General features: G+C 71.5%; 21 protein-coding genes. 8 read left to right on the forward strand and 13 right to left on the reverse strand.

Features of this window, described 5'->3' with window-relative positions:
• Positions 1-34: 34 nt before the first annotated feature.
• Positions 35-1447, forward strand: coding sequence for an amino acid permease (locus ACFY0P_RS27715; RefSeq protein WP_388918529.1), 1413 nt, complete (start codon positions 35-37; stop codon positions 1445-1447).
• Here the strand turns inward: ACFY0P_RS27715 and ACFY0P_RS27720 are convergent.
• Positions 1444-2259: an alpha/beta fold hydrolase gene (locus tag ACFY0P_RS27720; RefSeq protein WP_388918532.1), complete on the reverse strand. Its 816-nt coding sequence runs from the start codon at positions 2257-2259 to the stop codon at positions 1444-1446. The two genes, ACFY0P_RS27715 and ACFY0P_RS27720, sit on opposite strands and share 4 nt — an antisense overlap.
• Before the next feature lie 98 nt (positions 2260-2357).
• Between ACFY0P_RS27720 and ACFY0P_RS27725 the strand changes: the two genes are divergently transcribed.
• Complete coding sequence (locus tag ACFY0P_RS27725) at positions 2358-2831, forward strand: MarR family winged helix-turn-helix transcriptional regulator (RefSeq protein ID WP_388918535.1); 474 nt, start codon at positions 2358-2360, stop codon at positions 2829-2831.
• A 38-nt stretch (positions 2832-2869) separates the two neighbouring features.
• Here ACFY0P_RS27725 and ACFY0P_RS27730 read toward each other — a convergent pair whose 3' ends face one another.
• Positions 2870-4018: a CapA family protein gene (locus ACFY0P_RS27730; RefSeq protein ID WP_388918538.1), complete on the reverse strand. Its 1149-nt coding sequence runs from the start codon at positions 4016-4018 to the stop codon at positions 2870-2872.
• Positions 4019-4239: 221 nt separating this feature from the next.
• On the opposite strand from ACFY0P_RS27730, the gene ACFY0P_RS27735 reads away from it, so the two are divergent.
• The 3 genes from ACFY0P_RS27735 to ACFY0P_RS27745 all read left to right on the forward strand — a co-directional run bounded on the left by ACFY0P_RS27735 (position 4240) and on the right by ACFY0P_RS27745 (position 6254).
• On the forward strand, positions 4240-4788 hold the full coding sequence (locus tag ACFY0P_RS27735) for a sigma-70 family RNA polymerase sigma factor (RefSeq protein WP_388918540.1): 549 nt from the start codon (positions 4240-4242) through the stop codon (positions 4786-4788).
• 144 nt (positions 4789-4932) lie between these two features.
• Positions 4933-5448 carry a hypothetical protein gene (locus ACFY0P_RS27740; RefSeq protein ID WP_388918543.1) on the forward strand — a complete coding sequence of 172 codons (516 nt, stop codon included), beginning with the start codon at positions 4933-4935 and terminating at the stop codon, positions 5446-5448.
• A gap of 149 nt (positions 5449-5597) precedes the next feature.
• Entirely contained in the window at positions 5598-6254 is a 657-nt protein-coding gene (locus tag ACFY0P_RS27745) for a zf-HC2 domain-containing protein (protein ID WP_388918546.1), read from the forward strand.
• A 7-nt stretch (positions 6255-6261) separates the two neighbouring features.
• Here the strand turns inward: ACFY0P_RS27745 and ACFY0P_RS27750 are convergent, their stop codons facing one another.
• Both ACFY0P_RS27750 and ACFY0P_RS27755 read right to left on the reverse strand, forming a co-directional pair.
• A complete protein-coding gene (locus ACFY0P_RS27750) occupies positions 6262-7125 on the reverse strand; it encodes an Fpg/Nei family DNA glycosylase (RefSeq protein ID WP_388918549.1) in 864 nt (287 codons plus the stop codon).
• A gap of 135 nt (positions 7126-7260) precedes the next feature.
• Positions 7261-9369 carry a SpoIIE family protein phosphatase gene (locus ACFY0P_RS27755; RefSeq protein ID WP_388918552.1) on the reverse strand — a complete coding sequence of 703 codons (2109 nt, stop codon included), beginning with the start codon at positions 9367-9369 and terminating at the stop codon, positions 7261-7263.
• 157 nt (positions 9370-9526) lie between these two features.
• On the opposite strand from ACFY0P_RS27755, the gene ACFY0P_RS27760 reads away from it, so the two are divergent.
• Positions 9527-10948: a lipase maturation factor family protein gene (locus tag ACFY0P_RS27760; RefSeq protein WP_388918555.1), complete on the forward strand. Its 1422-nt coding sequence runs from the start codon at positions 9527-9529 to the stop codon at positions 10946-10948.
• Here ACFY0P_RS27760 and ACFY0P_RS27765 read toward each other — a convergent pair.
• The 8 genes from ACFY0P_RS27765 to ACFY0P_RS27800 are packed head-to-tail and all read right to left on the reverse strand — an operon-like array spanning position 10936 to position 18790.
• Positions 10936-11766 carry an amidohydrolase family protein gene (locus ACFY0P_RS27765; RefSeq protein WP_388918558.1) on the reverse strand — a complete coding sequence of 277 codons (831 nt, stop codon included), beginning with the start codon at positions 11764-11766 and terminating at the stop codon, positions 10936-10938. The genes ACFY0P_RS27760 and ACFY0P_RS27765 overlap by 13 nt on opposite strands.
• Entirely contained in the window at positions 11763-12077 is a 315-nt protein-coding gene (locus ACFY0P_RS27770) for an L-rhamnose mutarotase (RefSeq protein ID WP_388918561.1), read from the reverse strand. The genes ACFY0P_RS27765 and ACFY0P_RS27770 overlap by 4 nt, the downstream gene beginning before the upstream one ends.
• On the reverse strand, positions 12074-13060 hold the full coding sequence (locus tag ACFY0P_RS27775; RefSeq protein ID WP_388918564.1) for an aldo/keto reductase: 987 nt from the start codon (positions 13058-13060) through the stop codon (positions 12074-12076). Before ACFY0P_RS27775 ends, ACFY0P_RS27770 begins: the two co-directional genes overlap by 4 nt.
• Complete coding sequence (locus tag ACFY0P_RS27780; protein ID WP_388918567.1) at positions 13057-13812, reverse strand: SDR family NAD(P)-dependent oxidoreductase; 756 nt, start codon at positions 13810-13812, stop codon at positions 13057-13059. Before ACFY0P_RS27780 ends, ACFY0P_RS27775 begins: the two co-directional genes overlap by 4 nt.
• Positions 13809-15149, reverse strand: coding sequence for an L-fuconate dehydratase (locus tag ACFY0P_RS27785; RefSeq protein WP_388918570.1), 1341 nt, complete (start codon positions 15147-15149; stop codon positions 13809-13811). The genes ACFY0P_RS27780 and ACFY0P_RS27785 overlap by 4 nt, the downstream gene beginning before the upstream one ends.
• A 41-nt stretch (positions 15150-15190) precedes the next feature.
• Positions 15191-16216 carry an ABC transporter permease gene (locus tag ACFY0P_RS27790; RefSeq protein ID WP_388918572.1) on the reverse strand — a complete coding sequence of 342 codons (1026 nt, stop codon included), beginning with the start codon at positions 16214-16216 and terminating at the stop codon, positions 15191-15193.
• Positions 16209-17723: a sugar ABC transporter ATP-binding protein gene (locus ACFY0P_RS27795; RefSeq protein WP_388918574.1), complete on the reverse strand. Its 1515-nt coding sequence runs from the start codon at positions 17721-17723 to the stop codon at positions 16209-16211. Before ACFY0P_RS27795 ends, ACFY0P_RS27790 begins: the two co-directional genes overlap by 8 nt.
• Entirely contained in the window at positions 17720-18790 is a 1071-nt protein-coding gene (locus ACFY0P_RS27800; RefSeq protein WP_388918577.1) for a sugar ABC transporter substrate-binding protein, read from the reverse strand. The genes ACFY0P_RS27795 and ACFY0P_RS27800 overlap by 4 nt, the downstream gene beginning before the upstream one ends.
• A 164-nt stretch (positions 18791-18954) precedes the next feature.
• Here ACFY0P_RS27800 and ACFY0P_RS27805 point away from each other — a divergent pair, with 164 nt between their 5' ends.
• Together ACFY0P_RS27805 and ACFY0P_RS27810 are read left to right on the forward strand one after the other, a co-directional pair.
• Entirely contained in the window at positions 18955-19656 is a 702-nt protein-coding gene (locus ACFY0P_RS27805) for a FadR/GntR family transcriptional regulator (RefSeq protein ID WP_388918580.1), read from the forward strand.
• A gap of 133 nt (positions 19657-19789) precedes the next feature.
• Positions 19790-23140: an NACHT domain-containing protein gene (locus ACFY0P_RS27810; RefSeq protein ID WP_388918583.1), complete on the forward strand. Its 3351-nt coding sequence runs from the start codon at positions 19790-19792 to the stop codon at positions 23138-23140.
• A gap of 54 nt (positions 23141-23194) precedes the next feature.
• Here ACFY0P_RS27810 and ACFY0P_RS27815 read toward each other — a convergent pair whose 3' ends face one another.
• Positions 23195-26203: an alpha-mannosidase gene (locus ACFY0P_RS27815; RefSeq protein WP_388918586.1), complete on the reverse strand. Its 3009-nt coding sequence runs from the start codon at positions 26201-26203 to the stop codon at positions 23195-23197.
• Positions 26204-26209: the final 6 nt, after the last annotated feature.

The raw sequence follows: 26209 nt of genomic DNA on the forward strand, positions 1-26209 counted from the left end.
TCAGCCGTTCGCGATCGGCGAAGAGGTGAGGCACATGGCCAAGCTCCGCATGGGTGAAGGAATTCTCCGTCGCAAACCCATCGAACACATCGAGGAGACGGAGGTCACCGAGGGCGCCCGGCTCGACAGATCGCTCGGGCTGGTGCAGCTCACCGCGATCGGCGTGGGCGGCATCATCGGCGCGGGCATCTTCACCCTCGCCGGCACGGTCGCCAACGAGACGGCAGGGCCCGCCGTCCTGGTCTCGTTCCTCATCGCCGGGGTGGCGAGCGCCTGCGCCGCGCTGTCGTACGCCGAGTTCGCCGGGCTGATCCCCAAGGCGGGGTCGGCGTACACGTACGGCTACGCGGTGCTCGGCGAGTTCGCGGGCTGGTTCATCGGCTGGGACCTGCTCCTGGAGTACACGGCGATCGTGGCGGTGGTCGCGATCGGCATCTCCGGGTACTTCAGCTTCCTGGTCGAGGAGATGGGGGCGAACCTGCCGCACTGGATGCTGGGCGCCCCCGGCACCGGCGACGGCCACCGGGTCGACCTGTTCGCCGCCGCGCTCTGTCTCCTCATCGCCTACCTGCTGAACCTCGGCATCCGCAGCGCCGCCCGGTTCGAGACGTTCGTGGTGGTGCTGAAGGTGCTGGTGGTACTGCTGGTGATCGCTGTCGGCGTCTTCCACATCAACACGTCGAACTACCACCCCTTCTTCCCGTTCGGCATCAGCGGCGCGTTCACCGGAGCGGCGACGGTGTTCTTCGCGGTCTTCGGGTACGACGCCATGTCGACGGCGGCCGAGGAGTCGAAGGACGCCCAGCGGCACATGCCGAAGGCGATCATCTACTCGCTGGCGATCTCGATGGTGCTGTACGTGGCGGCCTGCCTGGTCCTGACGGGCATGCAGAACTACAAGGACATCGACCCGGAGAGCGGCTTCTCGACGGCGTTCAAGTCGGTGGGGCTGAGCGGGCTCGCGGACGTGATCGCGGTGGGGGCGATCATCGGCATCCTCACGGTCATGTTCACGTTCATGCTGGGTGTGACCCGGGTGTGGTTCAGCATGTCGCGGGACGGACTGCTGCCCGCGTGGTTCGCGAAGACGCACCCGACGCGGCACGTGCCGACCCGGGTGACCTGGATCGTCGGGGTGGCCTCGGCACTGCTCGCCGGGTTCGTGCCGATCGGCGAGGCGGCCGAACTCACCAACATCGGCATCCTGCTGGCGTTCGTGGTGGTGTGCGCGGCGGTGATCGTGCTGCGCTACCGGCAGCCGGAGCTGCCGCGCACCTTCCGTACGCCGTGGATGCCGTTCGTGCCGGCGCTGGGTGTCGTCTTCTCGATCTGGCTGATCACGTTCCTGAAGTGGGAGACCTGGGTGCGGTTCGCGGTCTGGTTCGTGATCGGGTGCGTGACCTACTTCGGCTACTCGTACAAGAGGTCGCGGCTGGCCGGGGGTTAGAGGCCACGGAGGAAGCCGAGCAGGAGGGCGTTGAACTCCTCGGGCCGCTCCAGGTTCGGGTAGTGGTCCGTGCCCTCGACGATCTCGGCGCGGCCGTCCGGGACCTCGCGAGCCAGGCGCTCGGCGGCGGCGAGCAGGTCGGCGGGTTCCAGACCGCCGTTGATCGTGAGCACCGGGACGTCGATCTTCGGCACCCGGGACCAGGAGTCGGTCACGCGCACCAGCCGGTCGGGCTCGTCGGGGGTGTGCTTCGAGATCATGTGCAGGGCCATCTCCCGCAGCCGGCGCGGGATTTCCGGGTCGACGGCGTCGGGACTGCGGTGCTCGCCCGGTACGACCTTCACGAAGGCGTCGAGCCAGCCCTCGATGTCACCGGCGCCCAGGGTGCGGGCGTACTCGGCCTGGAGTTCCGTGTGCCAGGGGTCCGTGTACCGGAAGTCGCCCGTCACCGCCCCGCAGGTGACCACCGCGCGGACCAGGTCGGGGTGTTCCAGCACGGTGTCGGTGGCGATCACCCCGCCCATCGAGACACCGACGAGGACGGCGGGTCCGACGTCGAGGTGGCGCAGGAGTGCGGCGAGGTCGTCGGCCCACCGGAACGGCCTGCTCGCGTTGGCGGAGAAGCCGTGGCCGCGCACGTCCGGGGCGATGACCCGGTACTCGGCGGCGAGCGCCGGGATCTGCCGGTGCCAGAAGCGGTGGTCGACGTATCCGGAGTGGAGCAGGACCACCGGGTCGCCGGAGCCGGTGTCGAGGTAGGCGAGGTCGCCGTCGGAGGACGGGAAGAAGCGGACGTCCGCAGCACCATTCATGACAACCAAGGTGTCATCTTCGGAAGATTTTGACAACCGGGTTGTCATGGTGATTCCGACACCTCGGTTGTCATGACGGCTCGGTGCATGATGGCCGGGTGAACGACATCGACAAGCCCCTGGCCCCCGACGAACTGGGCGAGCGCATCACCGAGGTGTTCGATCTGATCGGCCCGCTCTACCGGCGCGCCTTCCGCAAGGTCGAACAGGGCGAGCAGATCGAGGGGGCCTCGGTCGGGGTGCGCTCGGTGCTGGACCTGCTGCGCCGGTACGAGCCCATGACGGTGCCCCAGATGGGCCGGATCATGGCGCTGAGCCGGCAGTTCGTGCAGCGCATGGTGAACGACGCGGTGGCGCGCGGCTGGGCCGAGGTCATCCCCAACCCGGCGCACCAGCGCTCCTCCCTGATCCGGCTCACGGCCGAGGGGCGGGCCACCATCACCGCGGTGCTGGCCCGCGAGCACGCCCTGAACCGGCAGGTCGGCGGCGACCTGACCGACGCCGAGATCACGGCGTGCGTGCGGGTGCTGAAGCAGCTGCTGAAGACGTTCGACCACGTCGACGTGGAGTGACCGCCGCGCGGGGTGGCCGCCGCGCCGGGTGACCGCCGCTACTCCCCCATGATGAGCCCGTCCTTGGCGGCGCCGCGGCTGAGCACGACGTCGCGGATGGCGTCCCGGGTGGCGGTGAAGTCGGCGCCCTGGTCGATGGCCGCGTTGAGGTCGACGACCCGGCCGGCGTCGACGTCGTACAGCTGCGGGATGAACTCGGCCTTGGCGACCTCCCAGCGGCCGCCCGGGCGGGTGGGCGGGGTGAAGGTGAAGCGGGCGAGGGTGGACTGGTTGCCGCGCGGGTCCTGCCGGCCCTGGCTGTTGTACATCTCGCCGGCCAGCTGGTCGCCGAGACCGTAGACCACCCAGGTGCCGTTGACCTTCTCGTAGGCCTGCGGGATGTGCGCGTGGGTGCCGAGGAGCAGGTCGATGTCGGGGCGGCCGCCGGTGCGCGCGGCCGTGAGCCGTTTGGCGAGGTCGAGCTGCTGCTGGTCGGGGGCGTCCGTGCCTTCGGTGCCCCAGTGCACGGAGACCACGACCACGTCGGCGCCGGCCTGCCGGGCGGCGCGCGCGTCGGCGAGGATGCGGTTCTCGTCGAGGAGGCCGACCGCCCAGGGCTGGCCGGGCGGCAGGGAGTTGCCGTTGACGTCATAGGTGTAGGAGAGCTGGGCCACCCGGGCGCGGCCCGCGGTCAGCAGGGTGAGGGTGCCGGCCTCGGCCTGGGTGCGGGCGGTGCCGGAGTGCCTGACGCCCACCCGGTCCAGGGCGTCGAGGGTGCGCTGGATGCCGGCGGCGCCGTCGTCGAGGGCGCGGTCGGAGGCGGTGGAGCAGCCGTCGTAGCCGGTGGCGGCCAGGGCCTCGGCGAGCTGCGGCGGGGAGGTGAGGCCGGTGTGGCCGCCGTCCGCGCCGGTGACCGTCGCCAGGTGACAGAGCGCCAGGTCGGCGTGGGAGACGACGGGTTCGACACCGGCCAGCATCGGCCGGAAGTCGTAGCCGTTGCCGCCCGCGTCGAAGTTCGCGTGGTCGGTCGCGGAGTTCTGCGGCATGACGTCACCGGAGGCGACGAGGGTGAAGCCGGTGGCGGGCACGGCGGGCGCCGGGTGCGGGGGCGGAGCGGCGTTCTCCTCCCGCACGTGGTTCTGACAGGCGGCAGCGGCGGCGAGCAGGGCGGTCAGGGCCAGGGCCGCCTGGCGTCTGCGATTGATCATCAGGAGTACCCCAGAGTCGCAAGCCTTGTCCGATTTACAGATCAATGGGTACGAAGGTGGAGGCGGCCGCAAACAACTCAGGCGCCCCGATTGACCCATCCGGGTCGGGTACGGGGTGGGAGGGACCGTTCGTCGCACCGTTCACCGACGCGATCGACCGTCCGCCGCACATCCCTGTACGTCCCCTGTCCCCCGGCCGGGCCCTGCGATGCCATACGGCCATGACGGCCGGAACCACCCTTCCCCACGGGACGACGACCGCCGAGCACGAGCTCGTCGCGCTCCAGCGCGAGCACGGCCGACCGCTCTTCGCGCTGCTGCTGCGGCTCAGCGACGGGGACCGGCAGCGGGCCGAGGACCTCGTCCAGGAGACCCTCGTACGCGCCTGGCAGCATCCCGAGGCGCTGCGCGCCGACGACTTCGACTCCGTGCTGCCCTGGCTGCTGACGGTCGGCAGGCGGCTCGCCATCGACGCGCGCCGGGCCCGGCAGGCGCGACCCGCCGAGGTGCACGACGCCGTTCTGGAGAACACCCGGGCCACCGGCGACCACGCCGAACGCGCCGCCGCGACGCTCGACGTCCGGGAGGCTGTGAAGACTCTCACCCCGGAACACCGTGAAGTCCTGGTGCTGGTGTATTTCCAAGGGGCGAGTGTGGCGGAAGCCGCCGAGGCCCTGGGGATTCCACCCGGTACCGTGAAATCGCGGGCGTACTACGCGCTGCGCGCCCTGCGCCGGGTTCTGCCCGGTTATGCACCCGACCTGCGATGAAACCGTAAGCCAGGTCAAACCTCGGTAAAGCGCCTTGCTGAGGACCGTGTTTGAGCAATCAGCTGTCTTCATCCGTGTTCCGCACCGGGAGAGGGACGGACCCGGGGTCGGGGCCACGCGCGCACCGGAGGAAGGCAGGACGGGATGCTGCACAGAGGTCAAGAGAGCACGGACGGGGCCGGGAGCGGGGAACTGGCGGTCCCGATGGCCTGGCTGTACGCCGAGTACATCGCCGACGAGCTGCTGCGCACCGGCGATCTCATGCCACCGACGTCCTTCGAGTTCCGGGCCGGCCGCGACGCGCTGGCGCTGACCATCTTCCTCTCCGACACGGACGGCGAACTGTCGGGCATCCGGGTCGTGTCCCAGTTGGAGAACTGGCTTTCGCTCACGGCGTACGACCAGCCGTGGCAGGACTGGGTCAGCGAACGTATGGCTGTGGTGAACGCCGAGGCGCTCGAGTCGGGCGGGCCGTCACCCGACCTGGACCTGGCCACGGCGGCCTGGCGCTGGCTGGAGGAGACCGAGCTGCTCGCGCCCGACCTGGACGCGGTGCCGGGCGGCGGTTCGGTGTTCGGCGAGGACGACGGACCGAAGGTGTGGACCCCCGCCTGGCGGCTCGGTCTGCCGCTGGGACACCTCGCCATCCATCTTTTTTGATTCAGGACCAATCCGCGGGCCCGGCCGCTCCGAATCCGTTGATTACGATTCTGTACGTGGCTTGAGTGAAACGGCTGCCGACTGCGTACGGGTGGGAGCAAGGAGCAACGAGTAACCCCCACCCGCACCCATCGGCACGAGGATTCGGCATGAGGTCCCTGGAAAGGCATCGCGACGTCGGCGCGTACGCGCTCGGCGTGCTGGACGAGGCGGAGGCCTTCCGCTTCGAGGACCATCTCATGGAGTGCCCGAGCTGCACGGCACACGTGACCGAGTTCGGCCCCGCGGCACGGCAGTTGATGCTGTACCGCCGGGCCACGCCGCGCTTCGTGCACCCCATGGCCCAGCCCGGGCCCCGGCTGCTCGACCGGCTGCTCGCCGAGGTCGCGACCCGGCACCGCGCCAAGCGCCGCAGGCTGCTGTACGGCCTGGCAGCCTCGGTGGTGTTCGCGGTCGCCGGCCCCGGTATCGCGACCTACGTCGCTCACGACGCCGCGCCGGCCGTCCGGGTCACCGCGGCCACCGACGCGCAGTCCGGCATCTGGGCGCAGGTGAAGTCGCAGGACACGGACTCCGGCAGCTCGATCGAGCTGGAGGTGAAGGACCCGGACGGACCGCGCTCCTGCCGCCTGGTCGCCGTCGGTGACGACGGCTCCGAGCAGATCGTCACCACCTGGGCGGAGCGGGACCACGACGACCGGGTGAGCACCATGACGGGCGCCTCCTCGATGCACGCGGACGAGATCGACCGCTACGAGGTGCGCAACGCGGACGGGCAGCGTCTGGTGACCCTGGACCCCAAGTGAGAACGGGCTACCTGAGCAGCCGGGACATCCGGCGGTCCGCGAGCGGCTTGCCGCCGGTCTGGCAGGTCGGGCAGTACTGCAGCGAGGAGTCGCTGAAGGAGACCTCGCGGATGGTGTCGCCGCAGACCGGGCAGGGCTCGCCGGTCCGGCCGTGGACCCGCAGCCCGCTCTTCTTCTCGGCCTTGAGCCGCCCCGCCGCCAGGCCGTGGGAGCGCTCCACCGCCTCGGTGAGGGTGGTGCGCAGCGCCTCGTACAGCCGGTGCGTCTCCTCGGGCGTCAGGGACGCGGCCAGCTTGAACGGGGACATCTTCGCCGCGTGCAGGATCTCGTCGCTGTAGGCGTTGCCCACCCCGGCGATCAGGCTCTGGTCGCGCAGGGCGCCCTTCAGCTGCCGTCGCTCGTCCGCCAGCAGGGCCGCCAGGCGGGCCTCGCCGAAGTCCGCGGCGAGCGGGTCGGGGCCTAGCCGGGCGATACCGGGGACGTCCTGCGGGTCGCGGACGACGTACACGGCCAGCTTCTTCTGGGTGCCGGCCTCGGTGAGGTCGAAGCCCGCGCCGGTCTCCAGGGCCGCCCGTAGCGCCAGCGGGCCCTTCCCGGGGCGGGGCAGCCCGTCCGGGAGCCGGTCCTTCCACTGGAGCCAGCCCGCGCGGGCCAGGTGGGTCACGAACCGCAGTCCGCGGTCACCCTCGACGTCCAGGAACTTGCCGTGCCGGTGCACGGCGACGACCTCGCTGCCCTCGAAGGCGCCGACCGGGGGGTCGTACGTCTTCAGGACGCTGATGGCGACCGGCAGCACGCGTACGATCCGGCGGCCGACCAGGTTCTCGGTCAGGAAGTCCCTGAGCGCTTCGACCTCGGGCAGTTCGGGCATGCGTCCAGGGTGCCATCCGCTGCGGCTATGCTCCGCCGGAAGTGCCGCATCGGGTCGTCTGGCGTCTGCGGCGCGGTGCGGGCTGGTCGCGCAGTTCCTCCCCCAGCCTTCGGCCGGGGGTACCCCCAGCGCCCCTTACGGGGCGCTGCCCCCCTCCTCCTTCTCCGCCATCCGGAACTCGCACCACACCGCCTTGCCGCCGCCACGCGCCTCCACGCCCCACACCTCGGCGAGCTGGTCGACGAGCAGCAGCCCCCGCCCGGACACCCCGTCCTCGCCCGCCTCGCGGCGCCGCGGCAGGGCGCTGGAGGAGTCCTCGACCTCGACGCGCAGCCGGCGGTCGTCGCCGCCGAGGACCCTGAGGGTGACGATCGCGGAGCCCTCGGTGTGCATCAGCGCGTTGGTGATCAGCTCGTCGGCGACCAGCTCGATCTCGTCGGCGCGGTCGCCGGCGCCCCAGGCGCGGCCGGCGGCGCGGACCATGTGCCGGGCCAGGGCGAGCGCCTCGGGGTCGCCGGAGGCCACGTGCTGCTGGAGGCGGCCGACGGCCTGCGCGGTGTCGGAGCCGCGGCGGCGCAGCAGGAGCAGGGCCATGTCGTCGTCACCGGCCCGCTCGTCGGCGACCTCGATCAGCCGGTCGGCGAGGTCGCGCACGTCCTCGGGCCCCTCGGCGACCTGCTCGATCAGGGCCCGCATGCCGTCCCCGAGGTCCTCGCCGGGCTGTTCGACGAGCCCGTCGGTGCACAGCAGCAGCGTCTCGCCGGGGTCGAGCTCCAGGGTGGACACCGGGTATTCGAGGCTGTGGAACTCGGCGGACAGGCCGAGCGGCAGCCCGCCCTCGACGGGAACCCGGCGGCAGCGGCCCTCGGCGGAGCGGACCAGCGGGTCGATGTGCCCGGCACGGACCACCTGGACGACGCCGGTGGCCAGGTCGGCCTCGGCGTACAGGCAGGTGGCGAAGCGGTCGGTGTCGAGCTCGTCCAGGAAGACGGAGGCGCGGGCCATCACGGTGGCCGGGGCGTGGCCCTCGGCGGCGTAGGCGCGCAGCACGATGCGCAGCTGGCCCATGACGGCCGCCGCGTGGGTGTCGTGGCCCTGGACGTCGCCGATGACCGCGCCGACCCGGCCGCCGGGCAGCGGGATGAGGTCGTACCAGTCGCCGCCGATGTCCCGGCCCAGGGAACCGCCGGCGCTCGCCGAGCGGTAGCGGACGGCGACGTCGGCCCCGGGCACGCTGGGGATGGTGCGCGGCAGCATGGCCTGCTGGAGGCCCTGGGCGAGGTCCTTCTCCTGCTCGAAGAGCATGGCCCGCTGCAGGCTCTGCGCGATGCTGCTGCCGAGGGCGACCAGGACGGCGCGTTCCTCGGTGGAGAAACCGAGCCGGTCGTTGTAGAGCAGGCCCATGGCGCCGATCGGGCGGGCCTGGGCGATCAGGGGCAGATAGGCGGCCGAGGTGATGTGCAGGTCGGTGATGTGCGGCCACAGTATCGGGTAGCCCTCGGCGAAATCCTCCGGTGACTCGATGAAGCACGGGCTGAGGGTCCGCACCACCTCGCCCATCGGGTACGGCTCGTCTATCCGGGTGATCCGGGTGCCGGGCACGAAGCTGCCGGCCGGCCCCTCGGCGACGAGCCGGATCCGGCCAGCCTCGACCAGGCCCATCACCAGGCTGGTGGCGCCCAGGTTGGGGACGCCGTGGGTGTCCTTGAGGACGTCGATGACCTCCTGGACGCTGCTGGCGTGCGCGAGCGCGGCGGTGACCGCCTGGACGACGCCGGTCTGCCGGCGCAGCGCCTTTCCCTGGGCGTCCCGCAGGTTCCGGGACTCGCTGTCCTCCAGCTCCTGGGTGGCGTCCCGGACGATCCCGACGACCCGGCGCGGGCGGCCCGTCTGGTCGCGCCGGATGTAGCCCTGGGTGTGGGTCCAGCGCGGGGTGCCGTCGCGGCGCCGGATGCGGAAGTACGTCCCGTAGTTCTCGCTGCCGTCCTTGATGGCCTGGGACACCACCGCGTCCAGCCTGCTGGACTCGGCAGGGGGTACGCGGACGGCGAGGGACTCGGGGCGGCCGTCGTACTCCTCGGGGGTCAGGTCGAACACCTCGTACGCCTGGGTGTCCATGTGGAACAGGCCGGCGTCGAGGTCCCAGTCGAAGGTGCCCATGTGGTTGAGCGCCAGGATCGGGTGGTCCAGATGGGCGGGCCAGTCGTCCGGGAGTGACGGAGCGCTCGCTCCCCGGTCAGCCATGGGGCCACCATGCCAGGGGAACCCCATACGGGCAATTCTTCCCCTATTGTCTGCTTCACTCGCTCGGGTTACGCAAGCGGGCAGGCGCGGTACACAGGGTGACAGGCCCCGGCTGATCCCGGGGCCGCACACTGGAGAGAGGCAGGAGCGCACGGCCGTGGACTGGTTCACCGACCCCGGGTACTGGGTGAGCCGGCTGGTCTTCCAGCGGGCTCTGGCCGGCGTGTACCTCGTCGCGTTCCTGACGGCCGCGCTGCAGTTCCGGGCCCTGCTGGGCGAGCGCGGGATGCTGCCGATCCCGAGGTACGTCGCCCGCGTCCCCTTCCGGCGGGCGCCGAGCCTGTTCCAGCTGCGCTACTCGGACCGTCTCTTCGCGGGCTGCGCCTGGGCGGGCTGCGCGGTGTCGGCGGCGCTGCTGGCGGGCGCGGACTCCGAACTCCCGCTGTGGGCCGGGATGGTGCTGTGGCTGGTCCCCTGGGCGCTGTACCTCTCGATCGTCAACGTCGGCCAGACCTGGTACGCGTTCGGCTGGGAGTCCCTGCTCCTGGAGGTCGGCTTCCTCGCCGCGTTCCTGGGCAACGACGAGGTGGCCCCGCCGGTCGTCGTGCTCTTCCTGCTGCGCTGGATCCTGTTCCGGGTGGAGTTCGGGGCGGGCCTGATCAAGATGCGCGGGGACGCCTGCTGGCGCAAGCTGACCTGCCTGCACTACCACCACGAGACCCAGCCGATGCCGGGCCCGCTGAGCTGGTTCTTCCACCACCTGCCGGGGCCGGTGCACAAGGCCGAGGTGGCCGCGAACCACCTCACCCAGCTCGTCGTCCCCGTCCTGCTGTTCACCCCCCAGCCGATCGCGACGGCGGCCGCGTCCCTGATGATCCTCACCCAGCTGTGGCTGGTGGTCTCCGGGAACTTCTCCTGGCTGAACTGGATCACCATCGTGCTGGCCCTGTCCGCCCTCCGGCTGCCCACGGACCGCACCACCGCGCCGCCCACCCCGCTCTGGTACGAGGTGGTGGTCCTCGCCGTGGCCGCGCTGCTTCTGTTCCTGAGCTACCACCCGGTGGTGAACATGATCTCCCGCCGCCAGGTCATGAACCGCTCCTTCGACCCGCTCCACCTGGTCAACACCTACGGCGCGTTCGGCAGCGTCAGCCGGATCCGCTACGAGGTGGTGGTCGAGGGCACGCTGGACGGCACCCCGCGCGAGGACTCGGACTGGCGGGAGTACGAGTTCAGGGGCAAGCCGGGCGATCCCCGGCACTGGCCGCGCCAGTTCGCGCCCTACCACCTCCGCCTGGACTGGCTGATGTGGTTCGCCGCCCTCTCCCCCGCGTACGCCGGGGACTGGTTCGGCGGTCTGGTGGAGCGCCTCCTGGAGAACGACCGCGACACGCTGCGGCTGCTGCGCCGCTCCCCCTTCCCGCCCGACGAGCCCCCGCGCTTCGTCCGCGCCCGTCTCTTCCGCTACCGCTACACCAGTTGGCGGGAGCTCCGGGAGACGGGCGCGTGCTGGGAGCGGACGTACGTGCGGGAGTACCTGCCGCCGACCCGGCTGGCGGGCGCGGCTCAGAGGCCGTAGACGCGGGTGGCGGTGGTCTCGAAGACGGCGGTGCGGTCGGCGGGGGCGACCAACCGGTTCGCCGCGTCGAGGACTTCGCCGTAGCTTGCGGCCAGGACGCACACCGGCCAGTCCGAGCCGAACATCAGGCGGTCGGGGCCGAAGGCGTCCAGGACCGTGTCGGCGTACGGGCGCAGGTCGTCGACGGTCCAGGAGGCGGGGTCGGCCTCCGTGACCATGCCGGAGAGCTTGCAGACGGTGTTGGGCCGGGCGGCGAGGGTGCGGACGGCGGTGGCCCAGGGTTCGAGGGTGCCGGAGGCGATGGGCGGCTTGCCCAGGTGGTCGAGGACGAAGGTGAGGTCCGGGTGGGACTCGGCGGCCTTGACGGCGGCCGGGAGCTGGTGGCCCTGGACGATGAGGTCGTAGACGAGGCCCGCGTCCGCGAGCGCGGCCAGGCCCCGGGCGACGTCCGGGCGCAGCAGCCACTCCGGGTCGGGTTCGCCCTGCACCTGGTGGCGGATGCCCTTCAGGTGGGAGCCGCCCGGGAGTTCGCGCAGGCGGGCGAGCTCGTCGGCGACGTCCGGGCGGGTCAGGTCGGTCCAGCCGACGACTCCGGCGACCAGGTCGTGGGCGTCGGCGAGGGCGAGGAACTCGGGGGTCTCCTCGGGGACGGTGATCGTCTGGACGAGCACCGTGCGGGTGACCCCGGCCGCCGCCGCCTCGGGTTCGAGGTCCTCGACGGTGAAGTTCCTTCTGAGCGGCTGGAGTTCGGGCCCGGTGATCCAGTCCTGGTCCCGTACCGAGAGGTCCCAGACGTGGTGGTGGGCGTCGATCGTCATGGCAGCTCCCATACGACGGGCAGGCCGGCCTGCGAGCCCGCCTCGGAGTAGTCGTGGACGACGTCGAGGAGTTCGGCCATCCGGGCCTGCCAGGCCACGTTGACCGGGAGCTTCTCCAGCTCGGCGAGGAGCCGGCCGTAGTCGGCGCAGTCCAGGACGTGGAAGAGGTCGGTGCCGCTGCGCCAGATGGTCCAGGAGGTGGCACCGGCGGCCCGGATGGCGTCGGTGAGTTCGGCGGGGACCTCGCGGTGGGCGGCCTCGTACTCGGGGATGCGGTCGGCGCGGACCCTGGTGTGCAGGGCGACTCTCATGACGGGTCCTCCGTGGGCACGGGGGCGTCGGCGGGCAGCAGGCCGGTGGCGTGCAGCTCCTGCCAGAACGCGGCGGGGACATGCGTGGCGAACTGCTCCGCCCCGTCCGCGATCTCGGCCGCCGAGCGGGCCCCGACCAGGACGCTCGCCACGGCCGGATGCGCCGCGCAGAAGGCGAGGGCGGCGGCGCGCAGCGTGGTCCCGTGCTCTTCCGCGAGGGCCTTGAGGCGCAGGGCGCGGGACAGCAGTTCGTCGGAGACCTGGGCGTAGTTGTAGGTGGCGTCGGGTTTCGGGTCGGCCAGCAGCCCGGAGTTGAAGGCCCCGCCGATCACCACCGAGGTGCCGCGGTCCGCGGCGGCCGGGAGCAGGTCGGTGAGGGCGCTCTGGTCGAGGAGGGTGTAGCGGCCCGCGCACAGCACCACGTCGACGTCGGTGTCGCGGACGAACCGGGTGAGCATCGCCGCCTGGTTCATGCCGGCGCCGATCGCACCCACGATCCCCTCGGCGCGGAGCTTCTCCAGGGCCGGGTAGCCCTCGCGGAAGGCCTGTTCGGCGTGGTCGTCGGGGTCGTGCAGGTAGACGACGTCGACCCGGTCGAGGCCGAGCCGCTGCAGGCTGGCCTCCAGAGTGCGGCGGATGCCGTCGGCGGTGAAGTCCCAGACCCGGCGCAGGGTGTCCGGGACGGCGAAGCCGTTGGCGAGGTCGTCCCCGTCGCCGGGCCCCGGCTCCAGCCGGCGGCCGACCTTGGTGGAGAGGGTGTACGCGTCCCGGTCGTACCGGCGCAGGGCCTCGCCCAGCCGCCGCTCCGACAGCCCCAGGCCGTAGTGGGGCGCGGTGTCGAAGTAGCGGATGCCGTGCTGCCAGGCGGCGGTGACGGTGTCGTACGCCTGCTGGTCGGGGAGTTCGGTGTACAGGTTGCCGATCACGGCGGCGCCGAGGCCCAGCGGGCTGACCCGGACGCCGCTGCGGCCGAGGGCGTTCACCGGCCCACCGGCCGCAGCCTGAGGCCCTGCATGCCGCCGTCGACGGCGAGGGAGGTACCGGTGGTGGCGCCGGACAGGGGGCTCGCCAGGTAGGCGATGGCACCGGCGACCTCGGCGGTGGAGACCAGGCGCCCGGAGGGCTGGCGGGCCTCCAGGGCGGCGCGCTCGGCCGCCGGGTCGGACGCCCGGTCAAGGAGGCGGCCGATCCACGGGGTGTCCGCCGTGCCGGGGTTGACGCAGTTGACGCGGACCCCCTCGCGGACGTGGTCGGCGGCCATGGCCAGGGTGAGGGAGTACACGGCGCCCTTGGTGGCGCTGTACAGGGCGCGTTGCGGCAGGCCCGCGGTGGCGGCGATGGAGCAGGTGTTGACGATCGCCGCGTGCGCGGAACGGCGCAGGTGCGGGAGGGCGGCGCGCGCGGCGCGGACCATGCCGAGGACGTTGACGTCGAAGACGCGGCGCCACTCGTCGTCGTCGTTGTCCTCGACCGTGCCCTGGGCGCCGATGCCCGCGTTGTTGACGAGGACGTCGAGGCCGCCCAGTGCTTCCACGGCGCTCTCCACGGCCGTGCGCACGGAGGCGTCGTCGGTGACGTCGGCCCGGAAGCCCAGCAGCGGCTTCTCGACGGCGGACGGGTCGAGGTCGAGGACGGCGACCTGGGCACCGCGCTCGGCGAGCAGCTCGGCGGTGGCCCGCCCGATCCCGGAGGCGCCGCCGGTGACCAGGGCCCTCAGACCCTCGAAGTCGGTCATGCCGCCTGTCCCTTCTGCGTTTCGGGGTCGGCGGCCCAGAAGGTGCCGCCGGGGTAGGTGTACTCCGCGACGGACTCCGGTCGCATGGCGGCCGAGAAGCCCGGTGCGGTGGGTGCCGTGTAATGACCTTCGCGGATCACCACCGGATCGAGGAAGTGGTCGTGCAGGTGATCGACGTACTCGATGACCCGGTCCTCGGTGGTTCCGGAGACGGCCAGGTAGTCGAACATCGAGAGGTGCTGGACGAGTTCGCACAGTCCGACGCCGCCGGCGTGCGGGCAGACGGGGACGCCGAACTTGGCGGCCAGCAGCAGGATGGCGAGGTTCTCGTTGACACCGGCGACCCGGGCCGCGTCGATCTGGACGACGTCGAGGGCGCCGGCCTGGAGCAGTTGCTTGAAGACGATCCGGTTCTGGACGTGCTCTCCGGTGGCCACCTTGACCGGGGCGACCGCCCGGCGGATCGCCGCGTGGCCGAGGATGTCGTCGGGGCTGGTGGGCTCCTCGATCCAGTACGGGTCGAACCCGGCGAGAGCCTTGGTCCAGCGGATCGCCTCGTCGACGTTCCAGCGCTGGTTGGCGTCGATCGCCATGCGGATGTCCGGGCCGACGACCTGGCGGGCGACCCGGCAGCGCCGGATGTCGTCCTCGAGGTCGGCGCCGACCTTCAGCTTGATCTGCCGGAAGCCGTCGGCGACCGCCTGGGCGGCGAGCCGGGTGAGCTTCTCGTCGTCGTAGCCGAGCCAGCCGGCGGAGGTGGTGTAGGCGGGGAAGCCGCGCTCCAGGAGGCGGGCCCGCCGCTCCGCGGCGCCTTCCCGGCCCTGCCGGAGGATGGCCAGGGCCTCTTGCGGGGTGAGGGCGTCGGTGAGGTAGCGGAAGTCGATCTGGCGGACGATCCACTCGGGCTCGGCGTCGGCGAGCAGCTGCCACAGGGGCTTGCCGGCGCGGCGGGCGGCGAGGTCCCAGACGGCGTTGGTCACCGCGCCGATCGCCATGTGCATCACGCCCTTCTCGGGGCCGAGCCAGCGCAGCTGGCTGTCGCCGATCAGGTCCCGGTAGAGGGATGCGGGGTCGTCGCAGATCTCGTCGACGGGGCGGCCGAGCACATGGTTCCGCAGCGCGTCGATCGCGGCGACCTGGACGTCGTTGCCCCGCCCGATGGTGAACGTGAACCCGTGCCCCTCGTGCCCGTCGCCCGCGTCGGTGCGCAGCACGACATAGGCCGCCGAGTAGTCGGGGTCCGGGTTCATCGCGTCGGAGCCGTCGAGCTCGCGCGAGGTGGGGAAGCGGATGTCGTGGGTGTCGACCGCGGTGATGCGGGCGGGGCTCGGGGACACGGATTGCCTTTCCGTCGGTAGGAGGTCGGGACGCGGTCCGGTCAGTCCTGGGCCCGTCCCGTGGTGACACGGGCGATCATGAGAGCGACCAGGATGATGCCGCCGTAGATGGCCTGGATCCAGAACGACGGCACCTGCGCCAGGGTGAGCAGGTTCTGTACGACACCCAGAAGGAGTACGCCGGTCAGGGCGCCGAACATGGTGCCCTTGCCGCCGTCCAGGCTGATGCCGCCGATCACCGCCGCGGCGAAGACCGTGAAGATCATGTTGTTGCCCTGGTTGGCGCTGATCGCGCCCACGTACCCGGTCTGCATGATGCCGCCGACGGAGGCGAGGACACCGGCCACCACGAACACCCCGAGCATCACCCGGTCGACGCGGATACCGGCGGCGCGGGCCGCGTCGGCGTTGCCGCCGATGGCGTACAGGGCGCGGCCGACGCGGTGGTACTTCAGCACGAGCCCGGTGACCGCGAAGGCGACCGCGGCCAGCCACACCGACATGGGGACGCTGAGAAACGTGGTGGTGGCCAGGGTGAAGAAGCTGTCGGGCATCCCGAACAGGGTCTTGCCCTTGGTCGCGCCGACCAGCACACCGCGCAGCACGATCAGCATCGCCAGCGTCACGATGAACGCGTTGAGCTTGAACTTGACGACCAGGATGCCGTTGAAGGCGCCGACCGCCGCGCCGACGACCAGGATCGCCACCATGGCGAGGGCGGCGGGGAACTCCGTGCCCCAGCCGGACTCGGCCGACGGCAGCACCAGGAGGGCGCCGACGGCGGGCGCGATACCGACGACCGACTCCAGGGAGAGGTCGAACTTCCCGGTGATCAGGACCAGCGACTCGGCGAGCACCACCATCGCGAGGGCGGCGGAGGCGCCCAGGATGGAGATCAGGTTGCGCTCGGTGAGGAACGAGTCGTTGACCACCGTGCCGAGCACCATGAGCAGCAGCAGGGCGGGGACGAGGGCGAGTTCACGGGCCCGGCGCAGGATGACGGTGCGGGCCGCGCGCGGGTCCGGGGAGCGCACCGGGGTGAGCGGCGGGGCCTTGGTCTCAGCCATGGTCCACTCCTTCGGGCATGGAGTCCACTCCTTCTATGGAGGCGATCAGCTCGTGGTCGTGCCAGCCGGCCGGGTGTTCGGCGACGATCCGGCCGTGGAAGAGGACGAGGACGCGGTCGCAGCGGCGCAGGTCGTCGAGTTCGTCGGAGACGACCAGCACGGCGGTGCCGTCCTCGCGGGCGCTGTCCACGCGGGCCAGCAGGGACTCCTTGGACTTCACGTCGACGCCCGCGGTGGGGTTGACCAGGACCAGCAGCCGGGGTTCCGAGGCGAGGGCGCGGGCCATGACGACCTTCTGCGCGTTCCCGCCGGACAGGTCGGAGACGGGCTGGTCGGGGCCCTCGGCGTGGATGTCGAGGCGTTCGATCAGTCCGGTGGCGAAGCCGCGTTTGCGGTCGGTGCCGACGAACCCGCCGCGGCCGAGCCGGTCGAGGACGGTCATGGTGGCGTTGTCGCCGATGCTCATGCCGGCCACGAGTCCCTGGTCGTGCCGGTCGCGGGGCACGAAGCCGACGCCCGCTCTGAGCGCGGCCCGCACGTCACCGAACGGCAGCTGCTTCTCCTCCAGTTGTGCGGTCCCGCCGGTCGGGGTGCGCAACCCGGCGATGGTCTCGGCGAGTTCGATCTTGCCGCTGCCGCTGGTGCCGGCCAGGCCGACCACCTCGCCGCTGCGGACGGTGAGATCGATGCGGTCGTACGACTCGGACGTGAGCCCGCTGGTGCTGAGGACGACGGGTGCTTCGGCGTCCACCGCGTCCCGTGCCGCCAGTTCCTGCCGGGTCACCGCCTCCCCCGCCATCGCCTCCACCAGGGCGGCCCTGGGCAGGTCGGCGACGGGGGCGGTGACGATCCAGCGGGCGTCGCGGAGCACGGTGACGGTCTGGCAGACCTCGTAGACCTCCTGGAGGTGGTGCGAGATGAACAGGAAGGTCACGCCCGAGTCCTGGAGCGCCCGCATCCGGCTGAACAGCCGCTCGATCTCCCGGTTGTCGAGCTGGGCGGTCGGCTCGTCGAGGACGATGAACCGGGCGCCGAAGCTCAACGCCCGGGCGATCTCGACCATTTGACGGTCCTCGACCTTGAGGTCGGCGGTGCGCGCCTCGGGGTCGACCCGGACGTCCCAGGTGTCGAGGAGCGCGGCCGCCTCACTGCGCAGCCGGCGCCAGCTGATGAGACCCCGGTGCAGGGGCTGCCGGTTGATGAAGAGGTTCTCGGCGACCGTCAGCTCCGGTACGACGGTCGGCTTCTGGTAGACGCAGGCCACCTTGCGCCGCCAGGCGTCCCGGTCGCCGAGCGCGGGCGCGGGTTCGCCGTCGAAGCGGACCGAGCCCTCGTCCGGGGCCTGGAGGCCGGTGAGGACGTTGACCAGGGTGGACTTGCCGGCGCCGTTGCGGCCGACGAGGGCGTGGGACTCGCCCGGCAGTACGGTGAGCCGGCCGTCGGCGAGGGCGACGGTCGGGCCGTACCGCTTGACGATGTCCCGGGCCTCAACGAGTGGCGTGATCATTTGACCGTGTTGCCCCACAGCTTCGGGTCGTCCACGTTGTCCTTGGTGACCAGGGGCGCGGGCAGCTGGTCCTCAAGGATCCCGCTCGGCAGCTTGACGATGGTGGAGTCGTGGTCGGTCGGACCCGGCTTGAACGTCTTCCCCTCCATCGCCGCCTTGATGTAGTACATGCCGTACTTGGCGTAGGCGTCGGCGGGCTGGGAGACGGTGGCGTCGATCTGGCCCTTGCGGATGGCGTCGAACTCCTGCGGGATGCCGTCGTTGGAGACGATCACTATGTGCCCGCTCTGCCCGGCGGTCTTGAGCATGCCCTTGGACTTCAGGGTCTGCAGGGTGGGCGCGAGGTAGACACCGCCGGCCTGCATGTAGATGCCCTTGATGTCGGGGTTGGCGTTGAGCAGCGTGCCCAGCTGGGAGGCGGCCGTGTCGGACTCCCACTTGGCGGGGATCTCCAGGACCTTGAGCTTCGGGTACTTCTTCTTCACGCAGGAGCGGAACGCCTCCGAGCGGTCCCGGCCGTTGACCGAGGCCAGGTCGCCCATGATCTGCACGACCTTGCCGCTGGTGACGTGCCGGCCGAGGTAGTCGCAGGCCTTCTCGCCGTAGGCGACGTTGTCGGCGCGCACCACCATGGCGACCTTGCCCTTGTCGGGCGCGACGTCCACGGCGACCACCGGCACGCCCTTGCGCTCGGCCTGGTCGAGGCCCGCCTCGATGGCGGCGCTGTCCAGCGGGGCCACGACCAGCCCCTTCACGCCCTGGTTCAGCTCGTTGTTGATGTCGGTGATCTGCTGCGAGGGGTCACTGTTGGAGTTGACCGTCTTCAGCGCGTCCACGCCCTCGGACTTCGCCATCTTGGGCACATAGTCGTTGTACGACTGCCAGAACGGCGAGGTCAGCAGGGGCAGGATCACCCCGACCTTGCCGGTGCCACCGCCTCCGGCGCTGCCGCTGCCGGTGTCCTTGGTGCTGCCGCAGGCAGCGAGCACGAGCGAGGCTCCGACGGCCACGGCCGTCGCGCCGATGATCCGGGTCCTGTTCCGCTTCCTCAGTGTTCCGCCGGGCATCTTGGCAGCTCCTCATCGAGCGTGTTCGAGCAGATGCCCGCATACTTATCAGACCACTCTGCCCTTTCAACACCCCGCAGACGCTAATTTCCCACCCAATGAGGCGTAGTGGTCGGACCACCTCGCTGGTTAGACTTCGGCGCACCGGCGACAGGAGGAGCGGTGTGGACGAGAGGGCGCCACAGAAGGGCACGGTGACGCAGCGCGCCATCGAGCGGATCAAGGCGATGATCGCGGAGGGGCGCCTGGAGCCGGGCCAACGGCTGCCGACGGAACGGGATCTCGCCGCCCAGCTGGGCATGTCCCGCAGCTCCATGCGCGAGGCGATCCGTGCGCTGACGGTCCTGGGCGTGCTGGAGGCCCGGCACGGGTCCGGCATCTACGTCACCCAGCTGGAGGCGGGCGACCTGCTGGAGACGTTCGGTGTGGTCGCCGACCTCTCACGCGGGCCGCGGCTGGTGGAGCTGCTGGAGGTGCGGCGGGTTCTCGAGTCGACGGCGACGGCGCTCGCCGCCGCGCGGATCACGGCAGACCAGCTGGGCGAGGTGGAGAAGCACCTCACGGCGATGAACGCGACCGACGATCCCGAGGAGATCCTCGCGCACGACCTCGCGTTCCACCGGGTGATCGCGGGGGCCGCGGGGAACGACACGATGGCCGCGATCCTGGAGGGGCTGTCGTCGCGGACGTTCCGGGCGCGGGTGTGGCGGGGGTACGAGGAGGAGGGGGCGTTCGACAGGACGCGGCGAGAACATGCGGCGATCCACCGCGCCCTCGTCGCCCGGGATCCGGAGGCGGCGAGGGCTGCGGCGGCCGCGCATGTGGGTGAGGTGGAGGAGTGGCTGCGCGCACAGCTCGGCGCGTAGGACCGGCGAGCTCGCCGACGCCATGGGCCCGCCGTTCTGGGAGAAGTCCACAACCGGCATAGAGACAAAGGGGTTTCATCGGCTGCGCGTGCTGCCACAATCGACATGAGTCGTCACAGAGGGGCGGGGGCCTGTGTCGCTGTCGGGTGAGCACCTTGCGCTGGACAGCGCGTCCGTCGTCACCGCACTGGGCGGGCTGCTGGCCGCCGTGATCGCCGCGGCGGTGGCGCTGTGGCAGGTGCAGCGTGTCCAGAGCCTGGAACGGGAGAAGATCCGGCTGGAGACGGTCGCCCAGATGCGGTTGAAAGAGCAGGAGTGGGAGCACGAGCGGCAGCAGACGGAGCGGGAGCGCCGGCGGGCCGCCCGGGAGGAGGAACAGGAGCGGGAGCAGGCCGCCCGGCGCGTGGCGGCCCGGCGCTCCAACCTGGAGGCGGGGGCGGCGGCGTACTGCGGCCGGCTGGTGCAGGAGCTGTCGACCCTGCGCATCCTTGACATGTCGCGGCCCTTGCGACTGGAGCGACTGTACGTGCAGGTGGGCGTGCAGGAACAGCAGCCGTTGCGGTTCCTGTCCGCCGACGAGGTGGAGCGGCAGGCCCACCGGCCGGACGCGGAGCGTCGGAGCTGGCGTACGGAGGCGGAGCGTGCCGAGGCCAGGGCGGCTGCGGAGACCCAGGCCGCCGTCCACACCTACGCGCCCGTGGACGCCCTCCAGCGGTACCGGCGCATCGTGGTCGTGGGTGACCCGGGCGCCGGCAAGACGACGATGCTGCGGCACCTGGCTCTGCGCATGGCCACTCAGTCGGAGCACGAGTCCCTGCCCGTGCTCCCGGCGTACGTCGAGTTGTTCCGGTTCGTCGAGAGCGGGCACGAGTCGCTGCTCGACCACCTGGCCGAGCACTGGGCGGACCAGTACGGCTTCGAGGACGCCCGCGACTACGTCGTGGAGAAGCTCACCGACGGCAGCGCGGCGCTGCTGCTGGACGGCCTGGACGAGGTGCTGGGCGGAGAGAGCGCACGGGAGGCGGAGAGCGCGTACCGCAGGGTCACCGCCGAACTCGCCCGGCTGGCGACGCGGTTCCCCCGGGCCCCGATCGCCACGACATGCCGCCGGCAGGGCTGGCGGGGCGGGCTGCCTCAGTTCCAGGTACTGGAGGCGCTGGACTTCGAGTGGCCGCAGATCGAGACATTCGTCTCCAACTGGTTCGGCCCCGACGACCGTCGCCGGGCCGGCCTGGTCCGCGCCCTGTCGGCGAACGGCCGGCTGCAGACCCTGGCCGCCAATCCGCTGCTGCTCAGCCTGATCGCGATCGTCTACGAACGGGATCTCGAACTCCCCGAGCGGCGGGCGGCGTTGTACCAGCGGTGCGTGGAAGTCCTGCTCCGCGAGTGGGACGCGCACCGCAAGATCTCGCGCTACAGCCGCTTCACCACCGACCGCAAACAGGATCTGCTGAAGGAGATCGCCCGCCACTACCACCAGCGTGGACTGCGCTACTTCCCCGAGGACGATCTCCTGGACCAGATCGCCCGCTTCCTGCCGACGATCGACCTCGCCCCGGAGGACAGCCGCGCGATCCTCGACGAGATCGCCGCGCAGTACGGTCTGCTCAAACCACAGGCGCACGGCTGGTACGGCTTCCTGCACCTCACGCTCCAGGAACACTTCACCGCGGCCGCCCTGCTGGAGCGTGGTGCGGAGGGGGTCCGGCAGGCGGTGACGGCACGGTACGACCCGTGGTGGGAGGAGGTGATCCTGCTGCTGGCAGGAGTGCTGCCGGACGCGTCCCCGCTGCTGGCGGGGCTGCTGCAACTGGAGCCGGACGAGCCGCGTACCGACGGCTCCGGACTGCTCGTCCTGCCCGACGACGACCTCTTCCACACCGACCTGCTGCTCGCGGCCCGCTGTCTGACGGGGAGCCCCAGAGTGGCCGACGTGGCGTTGCGGCGGGAGATCGTGGCCACGGTCTGGGATCTGCTGGGCAGATCCCAGCACCTGGACGAGATGCGCCGGGCGGCCGAGGCACTGGTCGGGATGGCACGGTCGGACGAGCAGCTGGACGAGGTCGTCGCGTACATCTGCGACGACCAACGTGACGGCGAGGCCCGGCTCGCGCTGATCCAGGCCCTGGAGGCGCACGGCGGCCGACGGGTGGGCGAGCGGCTGCTGGGCGCGTTCTCACTGGGCGGGGTCGACTCCGTCGACTACCTGCGGGAGGCGCTGATCACCGCTCTGGGCACACTACGGGTGGAGGCCGCGGTCCCCGCGCTCCATACCGAGTTGGAGCGGCGGCTCACGCACGCGGGTGACGGATCCCGACGCGGCACCTGGTCGTCGGCCAAGGGCATCGCGCTGGTCGTGCGGGCGCTGGGCCAGGCGGGCGCTCCCGCGGACGTCCTCCTGAGGGCGCTGGAGAGGCGCGTGGGCCTCCAGTGGTTCGAGGTCGTCGCGGCGGCCGTGCGGGACGCGCTGAAGAACACCCGGGAGCCCGGCACTGCCGAACGGCTGCTGGGACTCCTCCAGCGGCCGCTCGACCACGAGGACGTGGCCGGGGCATATCTGGACGCAGCGGGTGACACGGGGGTACGAACGCTGCTTGACCGGTTCCGGTCCATGGGCAGCGGCACCGCGCTGCTGACGGCCGTACGCGACCATGTCGCCGCCGGCCACGGCCGGGCACCGCACGACGAACTGCTCGCCCTCGTCCGGGACCACACCGTGACGGTCCAGGCCCGCTGCCTGGCGCTCGAGTGCCTGGACGAGAGCCCCGGAGACCCCGAGGAACTCGACGGATTCGTCCGCCACCCCGATGTGAGCATCAGGGTGGCCGCCTCGGCGACCCTGGCCGCCTGGGGAGTGCCGGTGGGCCTGGATGTCATCCGTACGGCGATCGTCAACGGCGAGGTGGTCCTCCTGGACCGCTGGAACATCCAGGACGACGAGGACGAGTCCGTCTCCGCCCCGCACCGGCTGGTCTCGGTACTGGCACCCTACGGCGTCACGGGCATCGTGGAGGACCTGCGCGCCAGGGCGGAGCTGCCGGGCACCGAGGGGGTGAAGGCACGGGACTGGCTCTACGCCTTCTCTCCGGAGGACGAGGTGGACGACTGCCTGCAGCGGCTCAGCAGTGGCGAGCACCTGCATACGTACGAAATCCCGAATGCCGTACCGCCGTCACGGACCCACGCGGTCTTCCGGTACTTCCAGAGCACCCCGAGCGCCGGCTTCGGCAGCCTGCGGAGCGACTACGAGAAGCTCCTGACGGCGACCGCGGCCGCCACCGAAGGACCCGAGTCCGTCGCCTGGCTGATCCGCTTCCTGCCCGGCGGCGACCTCGACAGCATGCACTTCCCGCAGGCGCACCACCATGCCTACGAGGCGAGCCGCCGAGCCCGGGTCCGGGTCCTGCGCGACGGCACCGTCCGGCCCATCGCCGTCACGCAGGACGCCGTACCGGCCGCGCCGGTGCCCCCGCCGTCCCCGTGAGGCGCGGGTCCCCGGACGGCGTGCCGTCCGGGGGTGTTGCGTCGGGGGCGCGGCTCAGGGCCTGGTGAAGCGCAGTGTCATCAGCTCGAACGGACGAAGGCGGAGTTCGACGTCGCCGCCCGGGTGCTCCGGCACGTCCGGCAGCACTCGCTCCAGCAGGTCCGTCACCACGACGGACGCGGCCTCGAAGCCCGCCCTCAGCGTCGCGCGAGCCCGGCCCCCATGGGCCTCGTGCAAGCGGACCACCACATCCCCGCTGCCGTCGTCGGCCAGCTTCACGGCCGTGATCACCACCGCGTCGTTGTCGACCGTGACCAGCGGGGCCACCTCTCGCGCTCCCGTCACCCGGCGCTCCGCCAGGTTGATCCGCCAGCCCTCCCGGACCGCGTCCGCGATGCCCGCGCCCGGTACCAGTGCGTGCCGGAAGCGGTGGATGCCCTGGTCGGTCTCGGGGTCGGGGAAGCGGGGGGCGCGCAGCAGTGAGACGCGGACCGTCGTCGTCGTACCCCTGTCGCCGTCCGTGCGGACGCTGCGCGTGACGTCGTGGCCGTAGGTCGAGTCATTGACGATCGCCACTCCCCAGCCCGGTTCCTCGAGGTGGAGGAAGCGGTGGTTGCAGGCCTCGAACTTCGCCGCCTCCCATGAGGTGTTGGTGTGGGTCGGGCGGTGGAAGTGCCCGAACTGGGTCTCCGACGCGTACCGTTCGGCGTGCACGTCCAGGGGGAAGGCAAGTTTCAGGAACTTCTCCGTCTCGTGCCAGTCCACCTCCGTGTCGATCAGCAGCCGGCGCTCCCCCGGCGACAGGGACAGCACCTGGGTGACCCGGGACGAGCCGAAGGAGCGCACGATCCGGACGCCCTCCTCGCCGGCCGTCAGCTCGTCGGTCTGCGTGAGGTCCGTGACCGCGTTGCGGTAGAAGGCGTCGACGTCCCAGGCGTCCCACATGTTCGGGAAGTCCGGGTGAAGCTGGAGCAGGTTGGCGGCCGCGCCCGGGGCGATGGTCTCGCGGTCGGCGTCGAGGTCGTAGGCGGACACGACCAGGCCCCGGGCGTCGATCTCGATCCGCAGCAGGCCGTTGGCGAGGACGTGCCCGCCCTCGGGCCGGTCCGACACGGTCACCTCGCCGGACGGCTGCTCCGGCGCCGCGCCCCCGGCGGGGACGCCGCCCCGGCTGTGCGGTGCCGCGTTGAACAGCAGCGGCCGGCCGCCCTCCCCCGCCAGGGCTCGCTGGGCCGCGTCGATGATCCGGTCGAGTTCGGTCGCGAGCCGCTGGTAGGTCGCCCTCGCCTCCCGGTGCACCCAGGCGATGGACGAACCCGGCAGGATGTCGTGGAACTGGTGGAGCAGGACCGTCTTCCAGATGCGGTCCAACTCCTCGTAGGGGTAGGGGAACCCGGTGCGTACGGCCGCCGTGGCCGCCCACAGTTCGGCCTCGCGCAGGAGGTGTTCGCTGCGCCGGTTGCCCTGCTTGGTCTTCGCCTGGCTGGTGAGGGTGGCGCGGTGCAGTTCCAGGTAGAGCTCGCCGACCCAGACGGGCGGGTCCGGGTATTCGGCCTCGGCCTTGTCGAAGAACTGCTCCGGGGTCTCCCAGACGACCGTCGGCGAGCCCTCCAGGTCCCGTGCCCGGGCCGCCTTGGCGACCATCTCACGCGTCGTGCCGCCGCCCCCGTCGCCCCATCCGGTGGGTGCGAGGGAGTGCCGGGCGCGGCCCTTGTCCTTGAAGTTGCGGGCCGCGTGGGCGAGTTCGCTGCCCTTCATGGAGCAGTTGTAGGTGTCGACGGGCGGGAAGTGCGTGAAGATCCGGGTGCCGTCGATGCCCTCCCACTGGAAGGTGTGGTGCGGGAACCTGTTCGTCTGGGACCAGGAGATCTTCTGGGTGAGCAGCCGGGTCGAGCCCGCCGCCCTGATGATCTGCGGGAGTCCGGCGGCGAAGCCGAAGGTGTCGGGCAGCCACGCCTCGTCGTTCTCGATGCCGAACTCCTCGAGGAAGAACCGCTTGCCGTGCACGAACTGACGGGCCATCGCCTCCGAACCCGGCATGTTGGTGTCCGACTCCACCCACATCCCGCCGGCCGGCACGAACCGCCCCTCGGCGACCGCCTTCTTCACCCGCGCCCACACCTCGGGCCGGTGTTCCTTCACCCAGGCCCACTGCTGGGCCTGGGACATGGCGAACACGAACTCGGGCTCGTCCTCGATGAGGGCGGTCATGTTGGCCGTGGTGCGGGCCACCTTGCGGACCGTCTCGCGCAGCGGCCACAGCCACGCCGAGTCGATGTGCGCGTGCCCCACCGCGCTGATCCGGTGCGCGGAGGGTACGGCGGGGGCGGAGAGGACGCCGGTGAGGCGGGCACGGGCCTGGGCCGCCGTGCCGTTCACGTCCTGGAGGTCGACCGCGTCCAGGGCCCGCTCGACCGCGCGCAGGATCTCGTGGCGGCGCTGCGCGTCGGCCGGCAGCTCGGCCATCAGCTCGCCGAGCACCTCCAGGTCGATGACGAGCTGCCACACGGTCTCGTCGAAGACGGCGAGGTCCATCCGGGTGAGCGTGTACTGCGGTTCCTGCCCGGCGGTGTCCTTGTCGCCGAGCCAGGTGGGCCGGAACGGGTGGTAGTCGAGGATGACGGGGTTGGAGGCGGCCTCGATGTGCAGCCGGACCTGTTCGCCGCCCTCGACGGGGGCGCCGACGCGGACCCACTGGTTGCGGGGGTTGAGCCCCTTCACCGGGGTGCCGTCGGGGCGGTAGACCAGGCCCTCGCACTGGAAGCCGGGCATGTTCTCGTCGAAGCCGAGGTCGAGGAGGGCCTCCACGGTCCGCCCGGCCCACTGTGCGGGGACGGTTCCGGTCACCCGGAACCAGCTGGTGCCCCACGGAGCACCCCACCGGGCGCCCACCGCGATCGGCTCGGGCTCGGCCGCGAGGCCCTCGTCGACCGGCACGGGCTCGCCGGGCGCGTGCCACACCGCGACGTCGAGCGGCACGGACTCGGGGTACACGGCGGGGCGGATGCGCTCGTCGAGGACGCGCCTCAGGCGGGCTTCGACCAGGCTGCGGTCGTCATGCATGGGGGG

The organism is Streptomyces sp. NPDC001714, assembly GCF_042892755.1.
Lineage (GTDB): Bacteria > Actinomycetota > Actinomycetes > Streptomycetales > Streptomycetaceae > Streptomyces.